We start from the raw sequence: 26,318 nt of genomic DNA on the forward strand, positions 1-26,318 counted from the left end.
TGCCTCCGTCTTTTCCTTGCGGATGGATTTGAGTGCATCAGTGGTGCCAACTGGATGGGCAACAATGGAGATCGACTTTCGAACCCCTGGAGAGAAGACCAACGCATGGAGGAATGATGGAGGTACATCGATTCGTGGCCAGTCACTGATCCAGAGGACCGTTGAGAAGCCTGAATCAGAACGAAAACGATCCCAGTGCTCGGAGATCGCAACCGGTCCGGCGGTGGCAAGCTTTGAACCGGGTTGGCCTGGCACGATGTTCTCCATAGGGTCATAGGCAGAGCGGACAATGGCCGCCAGTTCGGCGGCCGCCAACCAATGCTGGACTCTCAGTCCCGAGGTTCGTAGGCTGTGTTCAATCGCGGCCATGTCCGCCGAGAGCACTGCTGCTGCACCGCGCATCCCTCGACCAGCCGAGGCGATGGCCTTGGAGGCTGCCTTCATGTCAAGGGCAATGGTAATCGTGGATCGATGCGTTGAAGAACCTACTGAGGTCTGATCGAGCAATGACTGATAGGCCTCATCGGTCCAACTACCGTCATGGAGGCCCTGATGCTCATACCAGCCCGCGACGCCAACGCCTGGGTCAGGTACCGTCGACTCCAATACCTGCAAAGCAGCACAGGTACCGGACTCAGCTAATTCTTGTCGTCGCGAGTAACGCACCGTGGTGTCTTCGCCGGACCTCGGCTGACCAATCCTTGTGATCAGTCTGCGGGAACCGCTGAATGGACGATGGACCCGCTACTTCTTGTGGAGGGTATCCTTCACCTTGTCGATGCCCTCCTCGACCTTCTCCTCGACCTTGCCGACCTTCTCCTTGACCTCACCGGCCTGGCGATCTGCTGTGCCCTCTGACTTCAGGTCCTCGTTCCCGGTCAGGTCGCCGACGGCTTCTTTCGCCTTGCCCTTCATCTGATCTTTCTTTCCAGCCATGTACTTTGTCTCCTTCAACGTCGGCACGCGTGCCGAACTCCTGGCGCCCTGATTGCGAGCCTACCGTGGATCCCACAGCAACCTTTCACCTCCCCTGCCGCCTCAAACAGCATCCTGACCTCGTGATTCGTAAAGTCGTCTCGGACGGTCTCAAATGTCAGGCGTGCCGGATGTGGATCGTGAACAACCCCAAGCCGGGCTCGAGGCACTGCGCGCCGAGAACACACAACAAGCCAGCAAGATCGAACGCCTTTCTCGCAAGATCACCGAGCTGAAACAGCGGTTGAACCAGGGGTCGGAGAACTCGTCGCTCCCGCCGTCGACCGACTCGCTAAAGCGGCAAGCCGAAGGGACCAAGACCTGAGCGGATCGTCGGGCTGAGGCCAACGCGAAGCGCAAGGGCGATGTCGAACGCCGCCGTGGCAAGCAACCCGGTGCACCAGGGAAGAACCTCAAGCTGCGTGCGGTCTCCGATAAGATCGCCATGCACGAGCCAATCCACCCGTAGCTCGTGCGGGGCGGACGAGGAGGGGATGGAGCGACGCCAGGTGTTTGACACCCGGACCCGACCCTCTTATCCATGGAGCACCGGTCGGTCAAGCTACGTTGTCCGTGCAGGAAACTCAATGCGGGCACGTCCCCGAAAGAGTCGACCACGCCTGCGAGCTACGGACCAAACGTACGCGTCACCATGCTCTACCTCCTCTTCGACAAGCACCTCTCGGTGGAACCAGCTGCAGACATAATGTCGACCATCCTCGGTGCGAAGGCGTCCACCGGGTTCGTCGCCCCTCTAGCGAACGAGGCAGCCAGCGGACTTACCTGGTTCATCGACGTGATCCGGCGCCGTCCTACGCCCAACCTCGTCGCCCACGCCAATGAGACCTCTGCCCAGGTGCCGATCGCGAAATGGTGGTTCCACGCCGTCTCGAACAGCCTCCAGGCCCACCTCTTCGCCAGTCCTACCCGGCTCACGTCTGCCCCCGACGAAGCAGGCGTGCTGCCCGAGTTCGCTGGGGTGATGGTGCAGGACCGTCCTGCCATGTATTTCAAGTACGACAAGGCGCACTATGCGATCTCTTTGGCGCACGTTTTTCGTGAATTAGAGCCGGTCGGCATTGGGTGGAACCAGGGGTCGGCCAACGACACGGCGGTCATGTTGCGCGAGATCGACAACTCCGCGCACGATGCCCGGAGTACCGGCACGACTGCTCGTTTCGCTTCTGACATCACCCACAGGATCGAGCGCAGAGTATTCGACCGTCAAAAGCGCTCGTCCCAGGGCCGATTCGGTGAGGGCACCGATGAGTGATCGACGGCGCTGACGAGTCACAGCTATTCACTCGGCATCGCTCATGGAGCTTGGTCGCAGACCCTGATCGAGGGGGTTGAGTCTGACGGGCAAAGCAACTACCCTCGCATGCTCGGTCACTCACTGTGATGGCACGAGCCGCCTCCAGCGCTCTACGACCGTGAAACCAAGACGTTCATAGACGCCTTAAACCTCAGGGCTTGCGGTGAGCACCCCGCAGCGAGCGCTCCCAGTGAATCCGTGCGTAAGGGCGCGCAGAGTCACCGCCGATCCGTAGCCATTTTCACGCGCCTCAGCAACTGTTCCTACCGCAAAGATGGCGACAGCGTCGGCGGCTACTACCGACATCGCACAGCTCACAAGCACCCCGTCTACCTTGCCAAGGTGCCACTGGATCTCGTCACACTCAAGGTGTGCAGGGTCCAGAAGCTTTGTTGCGTTTGCGGGCGGCGTGCCGAAAACAGCACCGAGTACCTCGGTAATCGCGAGATCGTCATGCGCGCGGCGCATGCTCAAAGTGAGACCAGGTAATTCTTGACCTTGAACTTCATCAGTGACTAGCGACGTCGCCATCAAGAGTATCTCATCCTCCGCGAAGAGCCCCATATCACTTAACGCCTCATCGACTTCGTCGGGAACGCTTGGCCGGAGCCGTGCGGCCCAGGACACTCCGCTGGCAGCGAGTCGTACTGCAAGTGCGCTTGCATCCTCGGGGTAGCGGTCCCATCGAGACCACATATCCTGTTGTGGGGGCGCCCCGGGACTGTGGTCATTAGGCCGACCAAACCCTGCCGTGCATCGCGCCAGGCACCAACTCGGCCCTGTGATATGGCTTCACACGCCACGAGCATCCCGGTCGCCGCCTCATCTGCATTGGGTGCCCGGTTCCAAATGGGACTGAGGCTAGCCCAACCTTTGCATTCCCCAATCCAAAGTTCCCACTCCAGAATTACCCCACCCTGAGTGAGCGACCTCTGTGCATGCCTACCGTAGGCAGGCACTCTGGAATATGTCCTGACAGAACGCTTCGGGGGAGTGCTCCAGGGACAACTTCGGCTCGTAGATACGGCATGGAGGGTTCGCTAGAGCACGACAAATAGTTCGAGACTCTTGACGCTCCCCAATGAATCCTTGGCAGGAAAGAGGGTGTCGTTACCGCGTTAGGCGGGCTGTGGGAGGGAGGAGATACGAAGGTGAGTTACGACTTGCTGGGCTGCTGGTGAGGTTTGGCTTGCTCCTCACGTGAGGGTAGCCCTGTGCTTTCACTGCGGGCCTCCATCAGCTCTGAGTCGTGACGAAGGAGGGTCCTTGGTGTCGCTGGATTGCTTCGTGACGGGCTCGTGCATCCGCCGAGAGCGCCGCTTGTAGCTCATCGACACTGAAGATCCTTGAAGCGAGAAGGAGTGACCCTTGCAACCTCAAGAGTTTGGCAACAGCCGCTGCCCTGTGTGGCAATTCTCGATGGGTCTTGCACCGCTTCCACCAACCGATCACACTCGAGAAGGTGGCTCGTCAACTCCTTGTCCGCTGCCGGGATAGAACCGCTGAAGATGCCCACTAGAAGAAAGTTGAAGGTGCCCACTGGAAGGAAAACGAGGAAAGTCGTTGAAGCGGGGTCGGCGCGAGAGTGCCGCTGCGAAACTTTTGGATGCGGGCTAGGAGTCGCTGCTGGCTTTCTTATCGGTGCTGATCACCTCTTGGCGCACCATCACGAAGTCTCCGGCGCTTGGGTTCACCTTCCACCACGCGACCGTATCGCCGGTATATGCCGGGACCGCACCACACACAGTCGTCGTGAAGAGATAGCCGTGCCGAAAACTCGGATCACCACCGATCTCTGGACTCTCTTGATCCGCCGCATTCGAGGCGCTGAGCAAGATCCACTGCCCCCCAACAAAGGCTGCCACCGCACCCTGAAAGCAGCCACCCCCTACCTCTCGGATCAGAAACGCAGGACCCGAAAGCCCAGAGAGCGAGGCCACCGGAATCGTGGCAGAGGCAAGATACATCGCTCCTTCTGTAAAACCAAAGGGCGATTTCAGCGCCGCTACCGTGTTCCATGATCGATTCGATGAGTACTCATAGATCTTGATTGGCAACCCATCTGGCGCCCATGGAAAAGCGGCGACCGCATCGTAGCGTCCGTCGAGGAGAACGACTTTGCTCCTTGCCCCAACAAATTGGCGCTCACTCGATCCCGTTGGGAGGACTGGCACTTGGCGACGCCGTGCATCCCGGTAATACGTCACATCGGTCGTAGCAAGGAGCCGAGTCAAAGCGACCTCCATAGTTTTCATCTTCTGATTCGTACGAGGACGTGAGAATCGAGCCGGCGAGTTTGGGGCTGTAGGCTTGCTCGAGCCCGAGTTCGACGCTGCGGTCGAGCCACAAGCCCCCAACAACACACTCCCTATGACGACGGATACCGTTCGCCTCCACCGCACTGACTGCATCATCCTCCCGCCTTTGACTCGCCGACTCCGACTGAGGGCCCGACACTGCCAGCCGTCGGACTTCTCTCCTCCCGCCACCTTGGGCGTCTCGCATCTCATAGCTCTGATGCGAACGGCGACCTGTTCTCCTCGACCCTCAGGACCAGTCAGATAAACAATACCGGCAGCGACCTCGCGACATGGATGCCTCGCAATCTGGCAGCACGGCGATCTGGCAGCGTAGCGATCAGCACTGAAGCAACGACAGGCGCGGGCCCTTGTGCCTCGTCCACTTCGCCTATGAGACGTTTGGGACTTCATCGCAGGGATTGGTAGCTCAGTTAGCGTCGATGGCATGGACAATGAGTTCCGCCACAACCGTCGGGTCCTCGAGCTGGGGCAAGTGAGCCATACCTGAACGCAAGCGATGGTAGCCGTTTGGAAGGCGCTCAGCCAGCAAGTGCTTGGTCTCGACAATGAAGGGAATATCAAGAGCGCCACAAGCCACGAGTGTTGGGGCCATCACCTTTTCAAGTTGACCCCATACATCGATACCACTCGCTCCCGCCCTTTCAGGAACGCCGTGAGAGGATGACCCTGTTCATGTCAAAGAAGAGCTCACGGACGGGCCCTCCTACCCTGCCTTCGCCTTGAGTCGGACCGTCGAGCCAGAGCCCGGCCTCGAGGCGGCTCTGTTCCTCTAGGTCACCGACCGAGATCGTCTCCTCGAGCTGCTCGACCAAGCGGGCGGTATCGCCGTCGAGTTCAGGGTCGGGCGCACCACTCACCGACGGAGCGAACAGTACGAGACCTGCCACCCGCTCTGGCGCAAGGACTGTGACATCAAGCGCAATCCCACCGCCAGCAGAGCTTCCCACCAACCATACAGGGGTATCGGTGATCTCGTCAAGGACGGCAAAAAGATCCTTCACATGGGAAAACTCCTCCGGAGAGGGAGACGTCTCTCCATAGCCCCGGCGATCATAACAGATGACGGTAGCTCTCTCGCCGATGGCAGATACCACCTCTTGCCAGCTCCGTTGATCCGTCACTCCTGCGTATAGGAGAATAACGATAGGTTGCCCTCTCTGGAAACGCCTGCCGAATAACTAAACTGACCCACGGTCTACCACCAGTGTTTCACCGAGCAACATCTTCTCACTGTAGCCTTGGAAAGGGAGCGCGACAGGGGCTTGGAGGTTCTTTGTTTCCCGTCCTGTCGTCATAGTCAGCCGAGGCCGCAACAGAGAGTGGTCCTTCGATTCAGCACCTCTCTCGCAGCCGTCATACTTCCCCTGGGTCTGACCCGGGGTGGCACGAGCCAGTCAGGTCCAAACGATCATCGGTGCCAAATGTAGGGAGTCGTCGTGGTAACTGCTGTCAAACCGCTGCGCTCGAGGATGGGTCTTGACATCGGGGAACAATCACTTTGGAGATAGTGCTTACCAGCCGCCAAAGCAGCACCAGCTCTCGCGGCGGTGAGTGCACGGTAGATCCCTTTACCTCGCCAGTCAGGGTGAGTAGCACCGCCCCATAGTCCCGCAAAGTCAGCATTCGGAATCAGCGTCAGTCGACCCGCACACACAATCTCATCATGGACTTCAGCTACCCAGAACTGCTCAGTACCTTGCGATCGATGTAGACGAGCCAATGCCTCCTCTGCCGAAGGGCCACCGTTAAACACCTTCCGCTGCATCGCTGTGGCGCGAGCGATGAGGTCGGCGGCCTCGGCGAGATTGTCGACTCTTCGAACGTTCACCGTCGTCGGAATCGCAACTGAATGCGATAGCAGTTCGGCGGCACCGACCATGACTGTCTCGGGTTCTTCGGCAATGAACCCTGCATTGCATAACTCTTGGTGAAGTTGTTCGGCACGCTCGTCGTGGCCTCGGGTCTTCCACTCGAACTCATCTACTCCAAGTTCGTCCCTGTAGTGACCAATCGTTCGTTGAACGAGACGAGCGATATTATCGATGCCGTCGAGGGATACGTAGCTGACAAAGCCCCCGCCGTCGAGAACACCTCGATAGAGCGGACCATCTCGAGTCCAACTGAGCGCATCGTAGACCTCAGCCTCCCCTCGAAGCTGTGCATCATACGTTGCGAGAAGCTCTGCAGAGCTAGGTTGTGGTGCGTTCACGAAGGTTCACTATAACCCTTGGATCACGTCGGTTGTCCTACGGTCTTTCGAAAACCATTCCTTGGGTGAGTGCTGCAATCGTCGGAGACCACTGACTTCATGGGCCAAACTCGCTCCAGCAAGCTTTGAATCACAATCTTGGCACTGGGTTGGGCCAGATCTGCCAGGTGTTTTCATCATCTCGGAGTTCCGTGAATCACCTCAAGGAAATGGTGCAAGCAACGAGGTTGACGTGTCACGAAGCAGAAGCTAGTCACTTCCATCGCAGACTCTATTGGGATGGGATAAGATACGGATCCTGGACGTATATCCATTCCTGCCCAAACATGCTTCGCGTGCGTGTTAGCTCTCGCTTCCCTTGTCTCGTCCTAGCACACGTAAGCACCTGTGCCATTTGAACATAGCTTGGCTGCGAACCTCCTCATAGTGATGGGTGATGCCCAAGACCTATCTGGGGGACTTGGCATCGCTTCTCTGTTCCGTCTGGGTCTCCAGGGAGGAGCAGTTGGTACGCCTGCGGCTCGATCGACTGGGTAACAAATTACTCGTCCCAAATCGGAGAGCTTACGGATCCGCCCGCACCTAAGTTTGAGGTATGGAAGAGTTGAGCAAGGTGCGGTGGCATGCGGTGGTCTCGCGGGATGAGAAGAGTGCCGGCCTCTTTGTCTATGGGGTGCGCACTACGGGGATCTACTGTCGACCTGGATGTAGTTCACGTTCCCCCCTTCTCAAAAATGTCGAATTCTTCAACACGAGTGCCGAAGCAGAGCTGGCGGGATTTCGCCCGTGTCGACGGTGCCATCCAGCGGATCCAATGCGTTCCGACCCTGCTGCTCTGTCGGTTATCGCAGTGTGCAGGCGCTTGGAGGCCGGCTCTGCCACCGAGGATCTGGCTGCGCTCGCTCGCGAGTTGGGGTGGAGCCTCCGTCATCTGAATCGCCTCTTTCAAGACATGGTCGGCGTCTCTATCAGGAGCTATTCGAGAGCCCAACTGGCTGAGCGCGTGAGAATAACGCTGCACAGCGATCTCTCGATCACCGAAGCCGCCTTTGAGGCTGGATACGGTTCGAGTCGCGCCTTTTACGCCCACGGTGCGACTCGTCTTGGGATGACCCCGGCACAATATCGCTTGGGTGGTGCAGGAGCATCCATCCACTACACCACGCTCGAATCCCCGATCGGCATTGTGCTAGCGGCTTCCACGGCACGCGGTGTTTGCGCCATCAAAATCGACCATGACGAAGCCTCGCTCATTGCACAACTGGTCACCGAATTTCCGATGGCTGACATCGAACGCGATGATGATGAGCTCTACGATATCGCCCTCGTGCTTGCCGGAGCCATTCGAGGTGAAGATGGAGCTACCAAGCTGCCGCTCGACCTGGCTGGTACCGCTTTCCAGGTCCGGGTGTGGGAGGCGCTGCGCACCATTCCAATCGGCGAGACTCGATCGTATTCTCAGATCGCCGAGCAGATCGGCGAACCAACGGCAGTCCGCGCTGTCGCGAATGCCTGTGGCGCCAATCCGACCGCACTTGCGATCCCCTGTCATCGCATCGTACGCAAAAATGGCTCTCTCGGGGGTTACCGATGGGGGATCGAGAGGAAGACGTATCTCATCGCGCAAGAGAAGGTGGATTGATGACTGGCATGCCTCGACGCTGGCCACCAGGCTTCCCGTGGCTAGCCTCCTTCGTCCTCTTGGGCGCAATATGGGGGTGCTCGTTCTGGTGGATCAAGCTTGGGTTGGGTGCGGTTGCCCCGATTGACGTCACCGCCATTCGCCTTGTGATTGGAGCCTTTACTCTCCTTGTCATTCTCGCGATCACCCACGGCACACTACCGCGATCCATTCGCGTGTGGGTTCACCTTTGTGTACTCGCAATCTTTCTCAACAGCATACCCTTCACGCTCTTCGCCTACGGAGAAACACACGTGTCAGCGGTGCTCGCGGGCATTATCAATTCACTGACACCCCTCGCCACGATCGCGATGAGCCTGGCAATCTTTGGCCAGAGACGGCCCAAGCCTGAGGTCATCCTAGGGATCGCAGTTGGCCTGGTTGGGGTGCTTGTCGTGACAGGCATCTGGGATGGTCTTGGCCACAACCAGCTGCTTGGGATAGGGGCCTGCCTCCTCGCTGTGGCCAGCTATGGTATTGCCTTCCCCTATGCACGGCGTTATCTAAGTGCCACCGAGTATGGCCCCGTCTCACTCGCCACCGGTCAAGTCCTCTGCGGAGCACTCCAGACGCTGCCGTTTGCCCTGGTTTTTGGGCATCTTTACCTACAACGACCTCTCCACATCGTCGTCGCGGCGATAGCTGGATTACTCAGTCTCGGGGTCTTTAGCACCGGGATCGCCTACGTTCTTAACTTTCATGTTCTAGAGTCTGCCTCAGCGACCGTCGCCAGCACGGTCACGTACCTCACGCCCTTCTTTGCTGTTGTTGCAGGGATCCTGTTCTTAGGCGAGCCGTTCCTGTGGCGAGAACCTCTTGGTGGGCTTGTCATTCTTGTTGGCGCAGCTCTTGCGCAGGGTCGTCTTCGGCTTCCAGAACCCGAGACCCAGAGCACGATGTTGTCCTGCCTCCCCCGCATCGGCCGCCCTCCTTCGGAGCCGATCGAAACCGACGAGACCTTGTGAAGTCGCTACCCTGGGCGAGACCTAAGGACAACAGAAGGGAGACAATCGCCCTGCTCAAATCCACAAGCACACCCAAAGTCTCCTCGGCAAGCAGTCTGATCGACTAACCTGACCACGGTGACCACCGGGTCGTATAACCGAGTTGACCACCGGTATGCTCACGACCGATCCGGACGAGAGGACGTTGTCTTCCTCACTCACAAACCTCGGTTCCTTCGGTTCGCGCACTCGACCTGCTCGTCGCAGTTCACGAAAGACGTATGGTTAGCTGACACAAACCTGTTCGTGCGCGGTCAAGGGGCACCGCACGATTTCAGTAGGGCGCTAGGAGGTCGGGAAACATCGGAAAGTGTCTGACATTGCGCGTCCACAACTCCGAGCCTGTGCGGATGGCGGTAGCGGCGATGGCGAGGTCAGCACTGTCGACGGTGTGATGACTAGGAAGCCAACGTCGGCCGAGGAAACCGGCCTCCTCCGCGATGTCAGCGTCGACAGCGTGCCAAATCAGAGTCGACAGGAGCGCACGCGTGTCTTCCTCTTCGGATGGACGTATGCCAGCGAGGATCTCTAGGCGGGTGATTTCGCTCGCGTGCAATACGCCCGCTAACCGCTCCCGTTCCCGTTCCCGTTCCAGGAGCACGCTGGCATCTGGGTGGCCGCGAAGATAGTCGATCAGAATCGGCGTGTCGATGAGTGTGCTCACAATCTATGTTGTCCCAGACGAGAGCCGGAACGTCGTTGTTCCACCCATGCTGCACCATCGAGCTGATCGCGACTCCAGGCGCCGAATGCTCGGCGCATGGCCACAAGATCGTCCTCCGTAGAGCGCTCGGAGCCGTAGACCTGCTCGACCGCATCCCGAATCAAGGCGGAGAGCGATCGGCCAGTTCGCATTGCGACTTCGTCGAGCATACGTCGTTCCTGCTCGGTCAGGGAGATCTGTGTTGTCCGCATGATATAGGTCTACATCATGTCGCGCATCTGCCTCGCTGATCACGCGCATAGTTCCCACGCGAGCCGACCGTCTTGGTCTCGATCATCCTTCATAACAAGACCCGCGCTCCGATAAATATCTGACTGGAGCCCACCGATTACCTCCTCGAGCCCGTCCCCGCAGACTCATGAGTTCATTCGGATCACCGATCCCCGTCAACCCTCTGATCATCGGAGTCGTCGGCACCACTCTCTCCCACCTTCCCGCTCCAATGTAGGGAATGAAGGCATGAGCACGCCCGATGGATCGCCCAGATGATCTCGCTTTATCGCCCAAGAGGAGTACAGATACATGAGCGATTACCTTCGGCATCCTCCACCACCCAGTAGCTCGGTGCTCCGGCATCGCTCACCAGTCTTCCACCTGCCTGGATCACTTCACGAAGGCGATCCTCCGCGTCATCGCTAGGGACCCAAACATCCAAGTGCCAACGCTGTTCGAACGTCTGAGGTGGTAGTGCAAGCTCCTCATCAACCTCCCCGGTGTCCTGCCACCACAGTGTCGGGGTCTGATCGCTAGGGTCAGTAGGCTCGCCATTTCGAATCCCCGACCGCAACAGTGCCGCATACAACGGTGCGAGCTGTGCTCCTAACTGGGTGTCAAGGCCAATCTCCACGAGCGTAACTCCTCGGACATCCGAATCAATCCCCAATTCGTCAGCCAAGCTCGAAATCTCTCGTGCGAGGCGGAGGTCGCGATTGGTAATACCGCCAACGTCGCGTGAGGACAAGGTAATAACTACTTCAGAATAGGTCAACGCAATGTCAGGATGATGATCCATGACCTCAGCAGCCGCACCAACTTTATTGACAAACGCAAGACCAATTGCGAAGCTATTGGTGCGAAAACGCGCCCGCAGTTGTTTGTTCAACTGTCTCCAGTCCTTCAGCTCGCCATCTTGTACTTGGTCGGGGCTCAGTAGTTCGCGATCTACGGGCGACATGGATCCCTCCTTTTTGCGGACATGGGGTGGCCTATCACCGAATAAGATCCGCCGCTGCCCCCGAGTGTATCACTTCAGAAGCTTGCCCGTGACCTTCATGTCCCTGAAGGTTACCGAGCCCGTTCTCCAAGTGGCACCTGAGTTTGATCCGCTCGCAAGGCTAGGCTGCTAGCTCATGTCCGCCCTCACCTCGACGGAGCGTCCCACGAAGTCTCGTGGCCGAATGGAGATCGTGGCGGCGCCAGCACCAACGATCGCCAGCAGGCCACTGACGATCAAGAGCTCATTCAACGCGCCGGTGTAGGCCGCGTGAATCGCCGTCACCAGTTCACCCCGCACGCGTGGCGCGCTCGCTAGGATCGCCCGTCCGATAGTGCCCTGATCGATGGCGCTAGCAATGGCTGCCGAACGGTGAGCGAGACTTGGAGTGAGTGAGAGCACGTGATCGAGAGGGTGCAGCAGCGACGAGGTAAAGAGGGTCCCGTAGACGGCGACACCCACCGCGATGCCGATCTGGCGTCCAGTACTATTGGCACCCGAGGCCATCCCGGATCTCGCGGGTTTGACCACCCCAACCGCCGTCGAGGCGAGTGGTGGGTTGACGAGTCCACTGCCGACTCCGGCGACGAGGAACCCTGGAATGAGATGGGTCCAAGTTGTCGTTGCACTAAGCCCTGCCATCAGCAGCAATCCCAGCCCAACGAGGGCGAGCCCGGGACCGATCAGCCAACGGACCGGAAGATGGCTACTCGCACGACCGGCTGCCGTGGCGACGATCAGCGTCGCCCCAGTGAGCAGGAGAAGACGCTCACCGGCACCAAGGGCTGAAAAACCAAGATCATCCTGGAGGTAGAGCACGAGATAGAGCAGCATGGCAAAGAGCGAGGCATTCATCGCAAAGGCTGCCACGAGGCCACCATCAAAGGTCGGCACCCGAAACAGCGTCAGATCCAGCATGGGATGGCTCACTCTGATCTCGATCAGGATGAAGGCGACGAACAGAAGAACCGCCAGGACGAGGGAGGCGATCACCGATCCGGTGCTCCAGGAGGTCTGGCCGGCTTCGGTGAGACCATAGACCAAGGACACCATGGCGAGGGTAAAGCTCAAGAATCCTGCCCAATCGGGACGGTGCGACTGATCACTCCGGTACTCATCGACCTTGACGAGCGTCACGATGATCGCGGCGGCGCCAAGGGGAACGTTGACCCAAAAGATTCCTCGCCAGCTGATGTCGGTGGTGATCAACCCTCCGAGGATGGGACCCACACCAGCGGCGAGTCCGGTGATGCCTCCCCAGATGCCAAACGCAACCCCCCGGTCCTTCCCGTGAAAGCTATTGGCAAGGAGTGAGAGCGACGTTGCAAAGAGAATGGCGCCACCGATGCCCTGCCCGGCGCGCGAGAGAATCAGCATCAATGGTGACTGAGCGAGACCACACAAAGCTGAACCCAGTGTAAAGATGACAAGCCCAATCACGAAGATGAGCCGTTGGCCATATCGGTCGGCGAGGGCTCCCGCGGTGAGAAGTGCCGCCGCTAGCGTGAGCGCATAGGCGTCGATCACCCACTCCACATCGGCGAAGTTCGTATGCAGCGCCCGTTCAATCTGGGGGAGTGCCACGATCACGATAGTCAGGTCTAGCAAAAACATAAACGTGGCCACGCAGGCCACGATCAGTGTCCACCACTTTTTATCCATACCAACCAACGTACCCGCTAGCGGTAAGGTCCACTATGAGCCCGTACTATTCTGCTGTTAACTTCCAAGTGCTACGCTCTCGCTTGTGCAAACTGCCCATCTAGACCTCCTGGACCGTCGAATCATCCAGGCCCTGCACCTCGATCCGCGCGCCTCGTTTCGACGGTTTGCAGAGACCCTCGGTGTCTCCGAACAGACCATCGCCCGTCGTTATCGGTCACTGGTCGAACATCAGGTCCTTCGCGTCGTCGCCGAACTCAACTCGCAGCGGATCTCCGAATCGGACTGGGCGATCCGTCTCCGTTGCCTTCCCGGCTCTGCGCCAACAGTTGCCACCAAGGTAGCGCGAGATCCAGATGCCTCCTGGGTCCAGGTCGTCTCCGGCGGAACCGAGGTCTTTGCCGCGATCCGCTCTCAACGACGGATCAAAGGAGCTCATCCGCTGCTCGACCAGTTCTCTGGCAGCAGCCAAATCGTGGACGCAAGGGCCTACTGCCTCTTGCACGAATACAGCAATGATGCATTCTCTCCGTTGGGAGCGGACTGGCTCACCCCCCAGGAGATCAATCGATTGACCCAAGACCCCGTGGCGTTCTCGGAGGTGGATCGAAGCCTCACCGTCCTGCACGAAGCCGACTGGCCGCTGATCCGAGCGCTAGGCGAAGATGGTCGAGCGACCTATCGTCAACTCGCTGAAGCCACCCACTGGCATGAGTCAACGGTACGACGGCGTGTTGAGGATCTTGTTCGAGCAGGGGTGCTCTCCTTCCACGTCGACCTTGAAAACGATGCGATTGGGATGGGCGCACCTGCGCTCCTGTGGATGTCGGTGTCCGTATCGAAGCTTGCTGAAGTCGGAGAGACACTCGCGAGCCATCAGGCAATCCCCTTTGTCGCAGCCACTACCGGTTCGACGAACCTGCTAGCAATGGTGCTTTGCCGCGACGAAGCAGTGTTGTATGGGTATCTCACAAAAGAGTTGGCGGATCTGGAAGGGGTCCTGCACTTGGAGGTCGCCCCCATCATGCACACGGTGAAGCACTACTCTATGATTACGCAGTTCAATGCGAATCCACAAGACGCCTCTTCGCACGCTGCTGGTCCCGATGAGAGACTCGCTATCTCCCCAAGCTTCGATAACAAAGAGACTTAAGGACTCGACAGAGACTGTGGAAAACCCAAGGATGTCAGGCCAGCCGACCCAGCGGCGCATGCGACTTCATCGCAGCTTTGCATGGTATCTCGCAACAATCGCCTTGAAGTGACTCGCCCGAAGGTCCGCCTAACCAGCCCTGTCGCGCGCTCTATCTAGATTCATCCCCTCAGATGATCCGCATCGAATACGAGATGAACGACTGGAGACAATTTCAGGAGGCACGCTTCAGAAGAACAGGTACCCGGTTCAGAGTACGTCATCGCAGGTGATCAGATACACGGAGAATGATAAGACCGCCAGTGCGAGGGCCGAGAGTCCCGGAGTTACACAAACGACCAAGCGCGGCGAACGCCGGAGTACCCTAGCCAGCTACGGCCCAGTTAGCTACGGCCCAGTTAGCTACGGCCCCAGTGCGGACATGGGAATGACCGCCACCCCGTCAGATCGCATATAGCTGTAACCCGCTGGTACAATCACCCCGAGCATGCTCGGTTCACCAGTCAAGGCGGTATCGATCTTCCTTGCAAGCCTGAGGAGCGATACGGCTCCCTCATCAATTCGCCCAACACCAAGCTTTATTTCAAAGGCCGCCCAGCGCCCATCACGCAACTGCACGATCGCGTCCACTTCTTGGCCTCCCTTGTCTCGATAGTGAAATACCTCTCCGTCAAGGGACTGTGAGAGTACGCGCAGATCGCGAACGACTAACGACTCGAACAAGAGCCCTAGGGTTTCGAGTTCCTTGACTAGTCTCTCTGCAGTAGCTCCAAGCGCAGCCACGGCAAGCGAGGGGTCGACAAAGTGGCGTTTGGGTGAACGACGGAGCGTTGTACGCGAACGAAGGTGAGGCAACCAGGCCGGTTGGCTCTCAATCACCATGAGCCGTTCAAGCGCGTCAAGATAACCAACGACCGTATTATGAGCCAATGAACCAGACTCCCCTCCAGCATCGGAACCCAAAACTTCAATGGCGGCTTCGGTAGCGACATTGCGCGCCAACGAACGCAAGAGTCGCCAAAGACGTCCGGGGTCTCGATGTCCACCTGCCACCCGTTGGACATCCACATGACAGATATTGTCAAGATAGTCACGCACTGAACGAGCAGCGGCGCGCGACGTTAGCTCAAGATGCCGAGGCCAACCGCCGCGCACCAGGAGATCAGCCAGCTTCGCAAGCGAGAGTTCGCGTTGGCCAGATTTTGGAGACTCTCCTTCCATGAGTTGCTCGAGAGAGACCAGACCGGTACTATACCCCATCTCAAACAATGTCATGGGCCGCATTTTCAAGATAGAGAAACGACCAGCCCCGCTGCGTCGACTCGACTCATCATTTGGAACTGATGATCCAGTAAGTATGAACTGACCGGATGTCTTGCGCTGATCAACCATACGGCGCACCTCATTCCAGATGCTTGGCGATTCCTGCCACTCGTCGATCAGTCTCGGGGTGGGACCATCAAGCACCAGCGACGGATCGACGCTTAGAGCTCGCTTTGCCTCCAGGTCGACATCAAGCATCACCGAACTCTTAGCTATTCTGAGAGCAGTCTCGGTCTTGCCACATGCCTTAGGCCCTTCGATCAGCACTGCACCGGACGCCTCCATGCGTTCTACCAGCTCGCGATCGACAACCCTATCTTTGTACATCATCTCTGACTCCGCTTCAAAGGTCTGTGCGAAGTCTAGGAGACAAACTGATAGGTTCAGCCACTAGTTCCTGATTGGTTCAGCCACTAGTTCCTGATTGGTTTGGCCACTAGTTCCTGATTGGTTTAGCTATTGGATATTGATAGATTTGTCCGTCATGTAATGGTCATTTTGGCCGCAAAGAAAGTCAGCCACGGTACCGCTTGACAATAGCGCGATTGGCCCAAAATGCCCTGGGATATGATGGGGGAACATCCGGAGATCCATACCGCAGACTCGCTCGGGCACCCGCGAAGCTAGCTGTTATTGTGATCACCTACGATTTCTTCTGGGATCATCATCTCCCCATTGGTAAACCAGACCGGGAATCTGCACCCCACCAGGTCACTGACCTGAAAATCTTCCTCCACGCTTATCAGTAAGCTGGAGTGGCGAAAGTGTGACGCTACGACTGGAGACGGCTTAGGTAACAAGTGACCGTTAACAGATGGCGCTCCTCGTCTATGAGGTGCACCATACAGGGATACCTGGCACAGCAATAATGCAGTTCCGAGGAAGCTGCGCTGGATCGAAGCTGCCGAGTGCCTCTTAATCGAACCATTAGGAAACGAGCAGCTCCCGAAGGTTGGTTTAGCCAGCCTTCTCTACCGGCAAGTTGGTCTGTACAGCTTGGGGCGTCTTTGAACGCTCCCTCACAAAATCGGGTGCCACAAGGGCTCCATGTGCTTAGCTTGAACGAGGGATCCACCAAAGCTATGGCTGGTGGCTCCAAGTTTATGGCTAACCATGATGACCAGATATCAACAGACCAGCGAACACCTCATCCTTGAACGGCCCCTCGAAGGACCTCATCTGGCGGCGAGCACATCAAGTCATTTAGCCCCTTAAAATTGTTTGACCCCAAGCAATGAAAGGAGCATGTCGCACATGCCGCTCCACACCCCCATGATTCAAACTGCACGTCTGCACCTTCGTCCCTTTGTCGACACCGATGCCGACGACCTCTTTGCCCTACATACCAATACCAAAGTGCTGCGCTACTGGGATGCACCTCCGTGGAACGACCGAGAGCGTGCCACGAAGTTCATCATGGCTTCACAACAGAAAGCTGAGGAGGGCACCGGAGCGCGGTTAGCCGTCGACCTCGCCTCTAATGGCGGCTTCATTGGTTGGTGCAGCCTGCACCAATGGAACCCGGACCTTCGGAGCGCATCTCTGGGCTACTGCTACGGGGACGCTGCGTGGGGTCACGGTTACGCCACGGAGACTGCACGCGGACTGTTGGGTTGGGCCTTCGACACTCTGGACCTCAACCGCGTACAGGCTGAGGTCGACACGCGTAACGTTGCATCTGCCCGCGTACTGGAGAAACTCGGGTTTCTACGCGAGGGAACATTGCGAGAAGACTGTATCGTGAACGGCGAAGTCTCAGATTCTTGGGTTTACGGCCTGATCAGACGAGAGTGGCGGGTGTGATCGAGTCGACCTCCTTCAACTGCTGAGTTCACTCGCGTTGCATGTCTCAACGTCCTGGTGCCTCACCGATCAGGCCATAAGGGCGTGCAAGGTACGGTACGGGCGGAAACCGAGTAACTCACCACGCTACTACTCCATCGGGATCTCCGGGGTCTTCCGTAAGAAACTGCAGTGTGATCTGGGCCGACAGCTTCACGACCGATGCGCGAAGGACCTTCCACAACAAGTGAGCTATGCTCTCCACCTCATCGCCGCTCTAGCCCAGCAGACTCCATATAGCCATTCAAAGCCTACGGGGGCCATAGCCGGCGATCGCATGGATCCTCAACGCTCTGGGTGAATCGATTCTGACTTCGTATCGAGACCGTACCCGAACACTTCCCTAAGTTGAACGCTCCTCCACTGATATCTTCAACCCAGTTGTAAAGAGTGGTCCTCAGCTCGGAGCATCTCGATGACCGGGGCAAAACCTTCGATGTCTCGCACCACGTAGTAGGAGATCCCCCAGCGTTCTCGACAGGCAAGGAGGTGTGCTGCGATCTCGGCGTGAGTCCCAATTGCAAGGAAGGGGGTCGAGAGCGCGTGGTCGAGTTCGAGACCAGGAACCTCTGAGAGAAACTCTTGTGCCACCTTGCGACGATCATCGGTGACGACCACTGCCTGAACAAGTGCGTTCAACTCGAGGTGTTGAGCCCGTTCGCCAGCCTGCTCGACAATCCAGTTAACGGTGGTGTCGAGGCGTTCTGGCTCCCAACGCACTGCGTGAGAGTTACCATCGGGCAGAGTCACCCCGAGCATCGTGAGTCCAATCATATCGGCCATCCTCGCAGCGTGAGCGAGGCCGGCTCGCCCGTTCACTCCAACCAGAATCGGGACGTGATCCTGTGCGGGCTCAATTGAGACAAAACCACTTAGGTCGTAGTACTCGCCATGATGCTCAACCTGTTCTCCGTCGAGGAGCCGACGAAGGATGTCGAGCGACTCGGCGAGGCGCTGCTTTCGTTGTTGGGGTGGATCAAAGGCAACAGAGATCGCATGATACTCAGGGAAGGCATGCCCAGCTCCCATTCCAACCTCGACTCGCCCACCAGAGAGCCGATCCAGGGTCGCGAGACGCTGAGCTAAAACCCCTGGGTGATGGAAGTCGTTGTTGAGTACTAATGGGCAGAGTCGGATCCGTTCGCTCCAGGCTGCGCAGAACGCGAGGGGTTCGAGTGCAGAGAGGTATCGTCCAAGGTGGTCGAAGCTGCAAAGCACATCAAAGTCGGCGGCCTCTGCTGCTCGCACTTCCTGGCGCAGTGTCACGGGATCGTTGGACCGGATCTGATAGCCGAAACGAAATGGATTCATATTACCGATGCTAGCAGAATTGATATCTAGATAGCATCGTGTTATGCCCTTTTCTGTGGCTGAAACCCGTACTGCCCTCTTCGTCCGCATTCCTGCATCACGAGCTCGCCAACTCGACTCCCGAGCCCACGCCCTTGGGCGTACCAAACAGGACCTCGTTAATGATCTACTCGAGTCGACGCTTACACCTGATACTCCTTCGCCAGTACCGAGTGGGCCAAAGGGCGAGGCTGATAGGTACTCACCCTCACCGAGCTCGCTAGCCTGTTAAAGCTTGACGACGATGCCGTCTTGGTACGCGTCCACTCGGGTGGACTCCCCGTTCGACGGTTCGGGGCCGGATGACGCTTCGCACGAAGCGCGGCACTGGACTGGCTCCATGGCTACGAGACTCCAGAGCGCAAGCCGCCGGGGTTTGCCGGTTCCTCATCACCTATCGGCGTAGGCACTGCTAAGGAGGGACAAGAGCATTGACGCTTCACCTCCAGGAACATGGTGAGCGTAACGGCGACCCGATCATCGTGTGCCCTCCTTTGGTTTTGATCACGCTGCTCTGGCAGCTGCAATAGAGCCCGTCTTCGCCGAACTTTCCGGATGGCGCCGCCTCTACGTCGATCTACCGGGAACTGGTGACTCGCCAGCTTACTGCCCTCCCCAATCAGATGCTGTTCTCGACGCGGTCGTGACCACTGTTCAAGCAGAGCTTGGCGACAGGCGGCTCGCTTTGCTGGGATGGTCCCATGAAGGCTATTCGCTAGGCAAACCCGGAGCAGTACGCATTTCAGGAAATGCATAAGACACTTGCACACCGGCAAGAACTGGCTGGGTTGCACTTTGACGGTGTACCGTTCGAGCGCGACCTTGCCTCATCAACCTTTGAGGACAGCGCCAATGCATTACGACGCCTTTCCCGTTATAGAGTGGATGCGAACCACGTGCTGGCCACAACACGCCAAGCCTTGGCAGAGGGTGTCCGAACTGCCAACAGCACCCTTGCTGAGGTCAAAGATGCCAGGAGCAGGGGATGATATTGCCTAGGTGCGCTCAAAAGCCGTGCCCTCTCCGCATCGCAACCAGCGGCGAAGGCGGAGCTACCTACACCTGGCACTATGGTCAAGGTGGAGCCAAGGCAGGATACGATCAAGGGAGAGGGGGTTGTCATTAACGAGTCCGAACACTTGCTAGCATCGCTGGACCAGCGAATGCACAATCTTCACCAGTTACGTCCATTGCCCTCAGAAACCAGCCGTTCCCTTGCAGACGCGCTCAGAGTACGCATCACCTACACATCCAACGCTATTGAGGGCAATCATCTCACGCTCGCTGAGACGCAGGTGGTACTTGAAGGCATCACCGTGGGAGGGAAACCCCTGCGCGATCATCTAGAAGCGATTGACCACGCTGAAGCCTGGGATGCGATGATCCTGTGGTCACAATCCGATCAACCGCTTACTCCCTGGCTCTTGCGGTCACTGCATGCGCTGGTGTTGTGTCGATCACAACCCGGTGAAGCCGGGCACTACCGCGAGGTGCCTGTAGCAATCTCGGGTAGCACACTCATTCCACCTGATCCTCTATCTGTTCCGGGCGAGGTTGACGATTTGTTTGCACAGTGGCACCAATCAGAGGGACATCCTGTTGCGATTGGTGCCGAGATGCACGCACGACTGATGGCGATACATCCCTTCGCCGACGGCAATGGCCGTACTGGTCGATTGCTTCTCAACCTCTGGCTGCTGCGCCATGAGTATCTGCCTGCCTTGTTAGAACCTACGGACCGACTCCAATACTACGCTGCCTTATCGTCAGCGGACCGGGGCGATACGAACCCGATTATCGAGGTCGTAGCCCATGGTGTGGCGCGGACGCTGACCGTGTACGAAGAGGTGCTTCACTTGTCTCACGTTGCGAAGCCACCACATTCACACCTGTGACCGCAGTGAGTGCGCAACCTTTCCGAAACGCGTTACGCAACACGGTCTTGCCTTGTGACCGGCCTCAACCGTGGGTGGCAGGGGCGGCATTCTCGGGTGCGAATTCTTGTCGGGAGACCCGGAGGCGTTTGCGAGACCGGCTTCGCCCAAGTTTAGTACTCGCCCTTGATGACAAAAAAAGAACCACGAATGGTGCCAGCGAGTTTCGATCTCTGCCGAGCGAACTTAAATCGGGAAGCGAGTTCGTCTGGAATGTCCATTCCCTCTGAGAGCTTGAAGCCAACCGCCCGCCTCTTCGGATCATCGGTGGGGTACATCACGTTGATCGCAAGACCACTCTCGTAGAAGACGTGGTCCCATCTGATATTCTCGACATTCGACGTGCAGCCCTCGAGCGGCTCAGAGGCGATCACGATGTCACGTTCTTCCTTGAGGATTCGCTGCACCCTACTGATGGTCTCGCCTGCGTCACTTGCCGGCTCTACTACAAAGTCATAGTTGTACTTGTTCTTGAAATAGCGAGCTTCGTTCGCGCGCAGTCCCGCAAGCGCATTAGCAACCGGCGATGACTCCAACCCAACGGTGGACACACTCTCGAAATCGACTCGGTACGACATAGCACCTCCAGTCAACCGCGTCCAAGGATATTCGGTTGCCACCCATGCCCCAGCACCAACTTGAATCTTCCTTACGCATCGCTGACCATAAGCACCTACGAGCTCGGCACTACCATAGAGAGGAAGTAAGTAGGTGAATTGAGCGCATCCTCAGACCTCATGGCGCACCCAGACGTTTGGCTCCCAGTAGGTGCCGATTCCATCGTGGACGACTAGTGGACTCAGACCGCCTGAGAAGACGTAGTCGCCATCCGCGGGGAAGAGGATCGCTGTCCAGCGCGTCCACTCGCTGATGGGAGCCTCAATCAACAGCGACTTCGGCTCCGTCCTGACGATCGCTCCACCTAGTCGAGCGTGTACGCGTAGCCAAGGGTCAAAGGGGAGCCCGTCTTCCCTGGTCCAATGGACGTAGCGCTCGATGGGTATGAGTGGATAGCGATCCTTCCAGCTCGGCCGCACGGGGGCCATCAGGACTCCAAGACCGCTGGATCGGGCTGCGACGATCATCGACTGGATCAGTAGACGGCTGAGACCTTCGCCTCGGTGGTCCATCGCCACCTCGGCCGCCAGCGCTGAAAGTGCAGTGGGCTCGACATCGTCTGTCACTGCACGCAGTCCAACAGCGTCAATGCCCCTTGGCAAGTCTGCCTGGGTTCCATCCCAGCGAAACGGTATCGATCGGCCGCGTGCGATGATTTGTTCGCTGCTCTTCTCCACAACCAGTAGCTGGAACGGAGCGTACTTTGGAAAGAGGGCACCAAAATAGGTAGACGTCTCGTTGCCATGCAGGTTGTACTCTGGCCAAACATCTACGAAAAGCGACCGAGATCTCTCCCAGAGGTCCGGACGTTCCTCGGCAGTATAGACCTCGATCAGGGAACTAGTGGGTAGCTCGATACCGTTCATGAGCGTCACCCTACTCCAAGGGTCGACAGAAGGGATCATCCAGTTTCAAAGTATGAGCAATACTTGTGCGCCGAGCAAAGAGTCGGGATCTACCGTAGCGACCCTCCGACAACCATGAGAGTCGCTATGCCTGCCTTGGCACTCCCCCATCCATATACTTGCGATGGTCGCTAACAATTTCTCTATATGTTTTCCCTATATGTCGCTGACGGGTGGATGATAAGGTGATAGAAGGTGAGTAAGGCAAGACTCGTAACGTTCGCCTTAGTAGCCGCCGCCATCACCCTTTCAGGATGCAATCAAACCCGGAGCAGCCAGACCAACAGCAACCAATCGGGCCACGATGGCTCTGCAATCACCACGTCCAAGAACGCAAAGCTTGTGCCGATGCCGAAAGTTGAGTCCATTGATGGGAGGGTTCTTGGACAACCTCGCGGGCGCTATGACAACGCGATGCGGTTCAGCTCGGCGACAACCGGATACATGGTTGGCAACGGCCTCATCCTCAAAACAACGGATGGCGGTCTGCACTTTCGGACCGTGGCACACCCTGGGGTAGCGCTTACGCAGCTATCGGTATCCATGGTGGCACCAAACTCCATCGCGACTTGGGGCGGACACACCACTCTGATCAGCCACAACAGTGGTTCGAGTTGGTCTACCTTTACCTTTCCAACGAGGATTCACCAGGTCGCGTTCTCCACGCCTTCCAGCGGCTTTGCCATCACCGACGGTGCAGAGAGCGAATCGGGGAACTCGGATCGGCTGTTGTGGCAGACAACCGATGGTGGCGTCAAATGGAACCAGCTCCGATCGCCAGGTTCACCGATGTCGATCTCCTTTGGCAGTCCGAACATCGGTTGGATGAGTACCGCCAGTGGTTCCATCCTTAAGACGGTGGATGCAGGCGAAGCGTGGTCCAAGGTGGAACAGATTCCCACTCTCAGTGGCTATGCGCCGCCATCGTCTATCTCACTTCATGCCGCATCAGCGTACGTCTGTTGGGCACTTGTCGCCGATAGCGGTCAGATGAGTCAAGGCTCCTACTCAGTCTTTCGAACCACAAATGGAACGAACTGGATTCCAGTTCTGGCCAAGGCCACCGCTGGCGATGGACCCGCCCCTGGCGAGCCAGGCCACGTACCTGTAGGTCCAGGCTCTGCACCCGGACCGATGGCGGTGGTGCAAGGAACGGACACAGCGGTCGTGGCGGGACAATGCGAGGCGTGTAGCCTCTCAAGCTCGGAGTCGATCAGCACGACTTCAAATGCAGGGGCCAACTGGAATAATGAACCTTGGATTCCAAATGGCATGGGGGCGCCTGTCAGCATGTCCTTTGTCTCGCCCAGCGAAGGTTGGCTACTCGATTCAGGGGCGGGTGTTGGTGTCCTCCTTCAGACGCTCAATGGAGGAAGGAGCTGGAAGGAGGTATACCCAACGACCCATCCCCATCCAGTGAATGGAGTCTCATTGGTGAACGACCACCTCGGCTATGGAATCGGCATACCTGGAGATACTCGCGCGCTTCTGAGGACCAGCGACGGAGGTAGGAGCTGGGACACAATTGGTGTTGTTCCAAGAGTTGGCGCGACTCAGACGATCCAGATCGTATTTCTGACCCAACAACGAGGATTTCTCGCCTACGAAATGCTAAGTGAGAACCAAAGCAAGGTCTATCAAACCACTGACGGGGAAGGCACTGGACCCTTGTGAGAAGACTCGCCGGGAACGGAGTGTCTCTGACCTTTGAGGGCACCAAAGACGGAGTTGCTTGCAGCTCCACCCACCTCTGGCTGACGACAGACAGTGGGAAGTCCTGGCATGCTGTCGACCAAGCGGCACTCTCACGCTTTGCACTACCTCCATCGGATCCCGCGATCGGTGGCCTGTATTTGGCACAGAAGGCGCATCTTGCGATAGCTACGAGTCTGGCAAAGTTGGTTCAGTCGCAGTCGAACACAATTCCGACTCAGGTAAGTTTTGCTGGTTCCACGGCGGCATGGTTCCCCGATCAGAATGGCTTCCTTCTCGTCACCGACAGCGGTACCAAAGCGAGGCTCATCAACGGTTTTGCGAACGCTGACAATACCGGCGTGGCCCCCGAATTGATCGGAGAGAATGTTGATTTCATCAACGCCCAGGATGGCTGGACTTGGTCAGGGTCTTCTCTACTGCGAACAACCAACGGGGGTCTAACCTGGACCTACGCTTCACACCCGAGCACCTGACACCGCTCCCCATGCGGCGGGCCACGCGTTTCCCCCGCCCCAATAGAGCAGCGTTCCCAACTGTATGAGCCAGATCGGGTTCGCTGGGACACTGCCAATACGTCACAACCGTCCTGTCTCTCCCCGACGAAACTTTCGAACTCTAGAGTAGCCTGGGACTTGCGCCGAGGTCAATCTTCGATGAAGGCGCACAAGGCTGAGTATGAACTCCCGAGCGTTGCTGAGTAGGGACGTGTTCCTCACGTGAGGAGAGACCACATCCATAGCCGTCGATGCGCTCCTTGTGTTGTCTTGGGCCCTCACTCCAGATGCGTACGCTCGTCATACGCCACAAATTCGGCCGAGTTGTGACTCCACGCCGATCAATGGGAAGACTCTTCACGGTGTCGACTTGACCTCAAGTGAACTTGAGGTCGTAGGATAGCCACCTATGAACCGAATCACGTGCTTTCCTGTCCGACCTGCGCGCATCGTAGGTAGGTGAGCCAATGTCCCTATGCCATGTGACGCCACACAACGACTCGAGAAGTAAGAACCTTAGAGACTACTACTTGTGACGAGTCCTCACCGACCAGCATCCCATGGCATCCCACGCCCTAGAGTCTGGGCACCGCTGCACTATTCAGGTTTTGCAACGCTGTTCATCGGGTATTCAGTCTCCTCTCTTGGCAACGGAATGAGCGCAGTCGCGGTTGCTTGGCTCGCCATAGAGCTTGCCCATGGCCATGGTGCGGGTCTCCTTGATTGGAGAAGCAGTAGCGGCCTACACGCTGCCGGGTGTCCTTGTGGCACTAGGCGCGAGCCGAGTTCTGAAGCGTCTCGACCCTCGCTTCATCATTTTGGTCGATGCAATCTTTCGAGCCGTGCCACTCGCTCTGATTGCTGGCCTTGCACTTACTGACACACTATCACCTATTCTCTACGTCTCGCTTCTCGGATGCTCCTCTCTCTTTGGCCTGCTCGGTATCGCTGGCGACCTGGCTGCCACTACTGAGCTGTTGCCGTCCGAACTGCATGTCGCGGCAAACTCCTTGAACTCGGTAGCAAGCTTCTCAGCTAGCATCGGCGGGCCTGCAGTTGCTGGCGTGCTCATCGCAACAGTAGGACCAGGTCTTGTCTTTGCAATCGACGCCGCCACCTACGTCTTGCTAGCAGGAGCAGTGCTCGCGAGGCGGAGGTACCAACCACCTACTCCCGTCGTCAAGAGCTCTTCCGCTGGTATTCGCGACGGTCTGCGTGCATTATGGAACTTCCCGGCACTTGGTGCCATCACATTACTCTGTGTCATCTTTTATGGCCTCTACGGACCCGTCGAGGTCGCCCTGCCGCTCTATGTCTCCTCCGTCCTGCACGCGAGTGCCAGCGTGCTCGGCGGCTATTGGACCGTTTTCGCGTTAGGAGCTACCCTTGGTGCTCTTGGTGCTACGTCGATCCACCGTTTTGGACTATGGCGAATGACCATCGCTGCCGTCGCAGCCTGGGGTGTCTGCCTCATTCCCTTTGGCTTCACTACCTCGGTGGTGATCGGATTTATCGCCATGTCGGTAGGTGGTCTCGTCTATGGGCCCTTCATCCCACTGAAGAAGACCATCATTCAGCGAAGTGCACGTAGGGAACTTCTAACCCAAGTCGCGGCTGCAAGTGGCGTCTTCACTGTGAGCGCCTCACCAGTCGGTGCTGCGCTCGGTGGTCCACTGGTAGCGGCGCTAGGGGCTCGGGCAACCCTTGCCTTCTCCGGTCTCGCCACGGTCACCACTGCGTTGGTTGCCGTTGCAGTACTGTTGGTTTACCGAAGGCGCACCAGAAAACTCAGTGGGGACCAGTGATACCACGCCATAGCGAGGTCACGCGCACCTGTCTGCCCAGAACTCCCTGATCAACCGAGAGTAATCAACCGATA

The 26,318-nt window shown here is 57.7% G+C and carries 27 protein-coding genes; 11 read left to right on the top strand and 16 right to left on the bottom strand.

Annotation, left to right across the window (positions count from 1 at the left end):
- Positions 1–666: SCO6880 family protein (locus tag M7439_RS02650; RefSeq protein WP_298345355.1), on the bottom strand; the 666-nt coding region annotated here is incomplete at its 3' end.
- Between the two features lie 78 nt (positions 667–744).
- The gene (locus M7439_RS02655; RefSeq protein WP_298345357.1) at positions 745–936 is read right to left on the bottom strand and encodes a CsbD family protein; all 192 of its coding nucleotides are present in this window, start codon (positions 934–936) and stop codon (positions 745–747) included.
- Between the two features lie 154 nt (positions 937–1,090).
- On the opposite strand from M7439_RS02655, the gene M7439_RS12970 reads away from it, so the two are divergent.
- Positions 1,091–1,300: a DUF6444 domain-containing protein gene (locus M7439_RS12970; protein ID WP_366525223.1), complete on the top strand. Its 210-nt coding sequence runs from the start codon at positions 1,091–1,093 to the stop codon at positions 1,298–1,300.
- On the opposite strand, the gene M7439_RS02660 is transcribed toward M7439_RS12970, so the two are convergent.
- Positions 1,268–1,495 carry a hypothetical protein gene (locus tag M7439_RS02660; protein WP_298345360.1) on the bottom strand — a complete coding sequence of 76 codons (228 nt, stop codon included), beginning with the start codon at positions 1,493–1,495 and terminating at the stop codon, positions 1,268–1,270. The two genes, M7439_RS12970 and M7439_RS02660, sit on opposite strands and share 33 nt — an antisense overlap.
- A gap of 21 nt (positions 1,496–1,516) precedes the next feature.
- On the opposite strand from M7439_RS02660, the gene M7439_RS02665 reads away from it, so the two are divergent.
- Positions 1,517–2,248 (top strand): transposase, encoded by a 732-nt coding sequence (locus M7439_RS02665; RefSeq protein WP_298345363.1) that lies wholly within the window; start codon positions 1,517–1,519, stop codon positions 2,246–2,248.
- Between the two features lie 186 nt (positions 2,249–2,434).
- Here M7439_RS02665 and M7439_RS02670 read toward each other — a convergent pair whose 3' ends face one another.
- From M7439_RS02670 to M7439_RS02690, 5 genes are all read right to left on the bottom strand, one after another.
- Entirely contained in the window at positions 2,435–2,986 is a 552-nt protein-coding gene (locus M7439_RS02670; protein ID WP_298345366.1) for a hypothetical protein, read from the bottom strand.
- A 917-nt stretch (positions 2,987–3,903) separates the two neighbouring features.
- Positions 3,904–4,545: a hypothetical protein gene (locus tag M7439_RS02675; protein WP_298345369.1), complete on the bottom strand. Its 642-nt coding sequence runs from the start codon at positions 4,543–4,545 to the stop codon at positions 3,904–3,906.
- A gap of 472 nt (positions 4,546–5,017) precedes the next feature.
- Positions 5,018–5,203, bottom strand: a complete 186-nt coding sequence (locus M7439_RS02680) for an alpha/beta fold hydrolase (RefSeq protein WP_298345372.1) — start codon at positions 5,201–5,203, stop codon at positions 5,018–5,020.
- Positions 5,204–5,252: 49 nt separating this feature from the next.
- Entirely contained in the window at positions 5,253–5,756 is a 504-nt protein-coding gene (locus M7439_RS02685; protein ID WP_308464373.1) for an alpha/beta fold hydrolase, read from the bottom strand.
- 263 nt (positions 5,757–6,019) lie between these two features.
- Positions 6,020–6,820: a GNAT family N-acetyltransferase gene (locus M7439_RS02690; RefSeq protein ID WP_298345375.1), complete on the bottom strand. Its 801-nt coding sequence runs from the start codon at positions 6,818–6,820 to the stop codon at positions 6,020–6,022.
- Positions 6,821–7,415: 595 nt separating this feature from the next.
- On the opposite strand from M7439_RS02690, the gene ada reads away from it, so the two are divergent.
- Together ada and M7439_RS02700 are read left to right on the top strand one after the other, a co-directional pair.
- Positions 7,416–8,462: a bifunctional DNA-binding transcriptional regulator/O6-methylguanine-DNA methyltransferase Ada gene (ada, locus tag M7439_RS02695; RefSeq protein ID WP_298345378.1), complete on the top strand. Its 1,047-nt coding sequence runs from the start codon at positions 7,416–7,418 to the stop codon at positions 8,460–8,462.
- Positions 8,462–9,466 carry a DMT family transporter gene (locus tag M7439_RS02700; RefSeq protein ID WP_298345381.1) on the top strand — a complete coding sequence of 335 codons (1,005 nt, stop codon included), beginning with the start codon at positions 8,462–8,464 and terminating at the stop codon, positions 9,464–9,466. Before ada ends, M7439_RS02700 begins: the two co-directional genes overlap by 1 nt.
- Positions 9,467–9,779: 313 nt before the next feature.
- On the opposite strand, the gene M7439_RS02705 is transcribed toward M7439_RS02700, so the two are convergent.
- The 4 genes from M7439_RS02705 to M7439_RS02720 form a co-directional block, all read right to left on the bottom strand.
- A complete protein-coding gene (locus M7439_RS02705; RefSeq protein WP_298345384.1) occupies positions 9,780–10,169 on the bottom strand; it encodes a type II toxin-antitoxin system VapC family toxin in 390 nt (129 codons plus the stop codon).
- Positions 10,166–10,420: a ribbon-helix-helix protein, CopG family gene (locus tag M7439_RS02710; RefSeq protein WP_298345387.1), complete on the bottom strand. Its 255-nt coding sequence runs from the start codon at positions 10,418–10,420 to the stop codon at positions 10,166–10,168. The genes M7439_RS02705 and M7439_RS02710 overlap by 4 nt, the downstream gene beginning before the upstream one ends.
- A 305-nt stretch (positions 10,421–10,725) precedes the next feature.
- Positions 10,726–11,403, bottom strand: coding sequence for a 4a-hydroxytetrahydrobiopterin dehydratase (locus M7439_RS02715; protein ID WP_298345390.1), 678 nt, complete (start codon positions 11,401–11,403; stop codon positions 10,726–10,728).
- A 168-nt stretch (positions 11,404–11,571) separates the two neighbouring features.
- Entirely contained in the window at positions 11,572–13,104 is a 1,533-nt protein-coding gene (locus M7439_RS02720; protein ID WP_298345393.1) for an MFS transporter, read from the bottom strand.
- A gap of 85 nt (positions 13,105–13,189) precedes the next feature.
- Between M7439_RS02720 and M7439_RS02725 the strand changes: the two genes are divergently transcribed.
- Positions 13,190–14,257: an Lrp/AsnC family transcriptional regulator gene (locus M7439_RS02725; RefSeq protein WP_298345395.1), complete on the top strand. Its 1,068-nt coding sequence runs from the start codon at positions 13,190–13,192 to the stop codon at positions 14,255–14,257.
- A 402-nt stretch (positions 14,258–14,659) separates the two neighbouring features.
- Here M7439_RS02725 and M7439_RS02730 read toward each other — a convergent pair whose 3' ends face one another.
- Positions 14,660–15,910: an ATP-binding protein gene (locus tag M7439_RS02730; protein ID WP_298345398.1), complete on the bottom strand. Its 1,251-nt coding sequence runs from the start codon at positions 15,908–15,910 to the stop codon at positions 14,660–14,662.
- Between the two features lie 924 nt (positions 15,911–16,834).
- Between M7439_RS02730 and M7439_RS02735 the strand changes: the two genes are divergently transcribed.
- Positions 16,835–17,383: a GNAT family N-acetyltransferase gene (locus M7439_RS02735; protein ID WP_298345400.1), complete on the top strand. Its 549-nt coding sequence runs from the start codon at positions 16,835–16,837 to the stop codon at positions 17,381–17,383.
- A gap of 411 nt (positions 17,384–17,794) precedes the next feature.
- On the opposite strand, the gene M7439_RS02740 is transcribed toward M7439_RS02735, so the two are convergent.
- The gene (locus tag M7439_RS02740; RefSeq protein WP_298345403.1) at positions 17,795–18,733 is read right to left on the bottom strand and encodes a TIGR03621 family F420-dependent LLM class oxidoreductase; all 939 of its coding nucleotides are present in this window, start codon (positions 18,731–18,733) and stop codon (positions 17,795–17,797) included.
- Positions 18,734–18,776: 43 nt separating this feature from the next.
- Between M7439_RS02740 and M7439_RS02745 the strand changes: the two genes are divergently transcribed.
- Entirely contained in the window at positions 18,777–19,004 is a 228-nt protein-coding gene (locus tag M7439_RS02745; protein ID WP_298345406.1) for a hypothetical protein, read from the top strand.
- A 907-nt stretch (positions 19,005–19,911) separates the two neighbouring features.
- Positions 19,912–20,667 (top strand): Fic family protein, encoded by a 756-nt coding sequence (locus tag M7439_RS02750; RefSeq protein WP_308464371.1) that lies wholly within the window; start codon positions 19,912–19,914, stop codon positions 20,665–20,667.
- A gap of 152 nt (positions 20,668–20,819) precedes the next feature.
- Here the strand turns inward: M7439_RS02750 and M7439_RS02755 are convergent, their stop codons facing one another.
- Together M7439_RS02755 and M7439_RS02760 are read right to left on the bottom strand one after the other, a co-directional pair.
- On the bottom strand, positions 20,820–21,284 hold the full coding sequence (locus M7439_RS02755) for a phage tail protein (protein WP_298345413.1): 465 nt from the start codon (positions 21,282–21,284) through the stop codon (positions 20,820–20,822).
- 150 nt (positions 21,285–21,434) lie between these two features.
- Positions 21,435–22,199, bottom strand: coding sequence for a hypothetical protein (locus tag M7439_RS02760; RefSeq protein WP_308464372.1), 765 nt, complete (start codon positions 22,197–22,199; stop codon positions 21,435–21,437).
- A gap of 378 nt (positions 22,200–22,577) precedes the next feature.
- Between M7439_RS02760 and M7439_RS02765 the strand changes: the two genes are divergently transcribed.
- The 3 genes from M7439_RS02765 to M7439_RS02775 all read left to right on the top strand — a co-directional run bounded on the left by M7439_RS02765 (position 22,578) and on the right by M7439_RS02775 (position 26,244).
- On the top strand, positions 22,578–23,903 hold the full coding sequence (locus M7439_RS02765) for a YCF48-related protein (RefSeq protein WP_298345419.1): 1,326 nt from the start codon (positions 22,578–22,580) through the stop codon (positions 23,901–23,903).
- On the top strand, positions 23,900–24,418 hold the full coding sequence (locus M7439_RS02770) for a hypothetical protein (RefSeq protein ID WP_298345422.1): 519 nt from the start codon (positions 23,900–23,902) through the stop codon (positions 24,416–24,418). The genes M7439_RS02765 and M7439_RS02770 overlap by 4 nt, the downstream gene beginning before the upstream one ends.
- A 719-nt stretch (positions 24,419–25,137) precedes the next feature.
- The gene (locus tag M7439_RS02775; RefSeq protein WP_298345425.1) at positions 25,138–26,244 is read left to right on the top strand and encodes an MFS transporter; all 1,107 of its coding nucleotides are present in this window, start codon (positions 25,138–25,140) and stop codon (positions 26,242–26,244) included.
- The last annotated feature ends 74 nt before the right edge of the window (positions 26,245–26,318 follow it).

Origin of the sequence: Ferrimicrobium sp. (assembly GCF_027319265.1) — a bacterium.
Taxonomy (GTDB): Bacteria; Actinomycetota; Acidimicrobiia; order Acidimicrobiales; family Acidimicrobiaceae; genus Ferrimicrobium.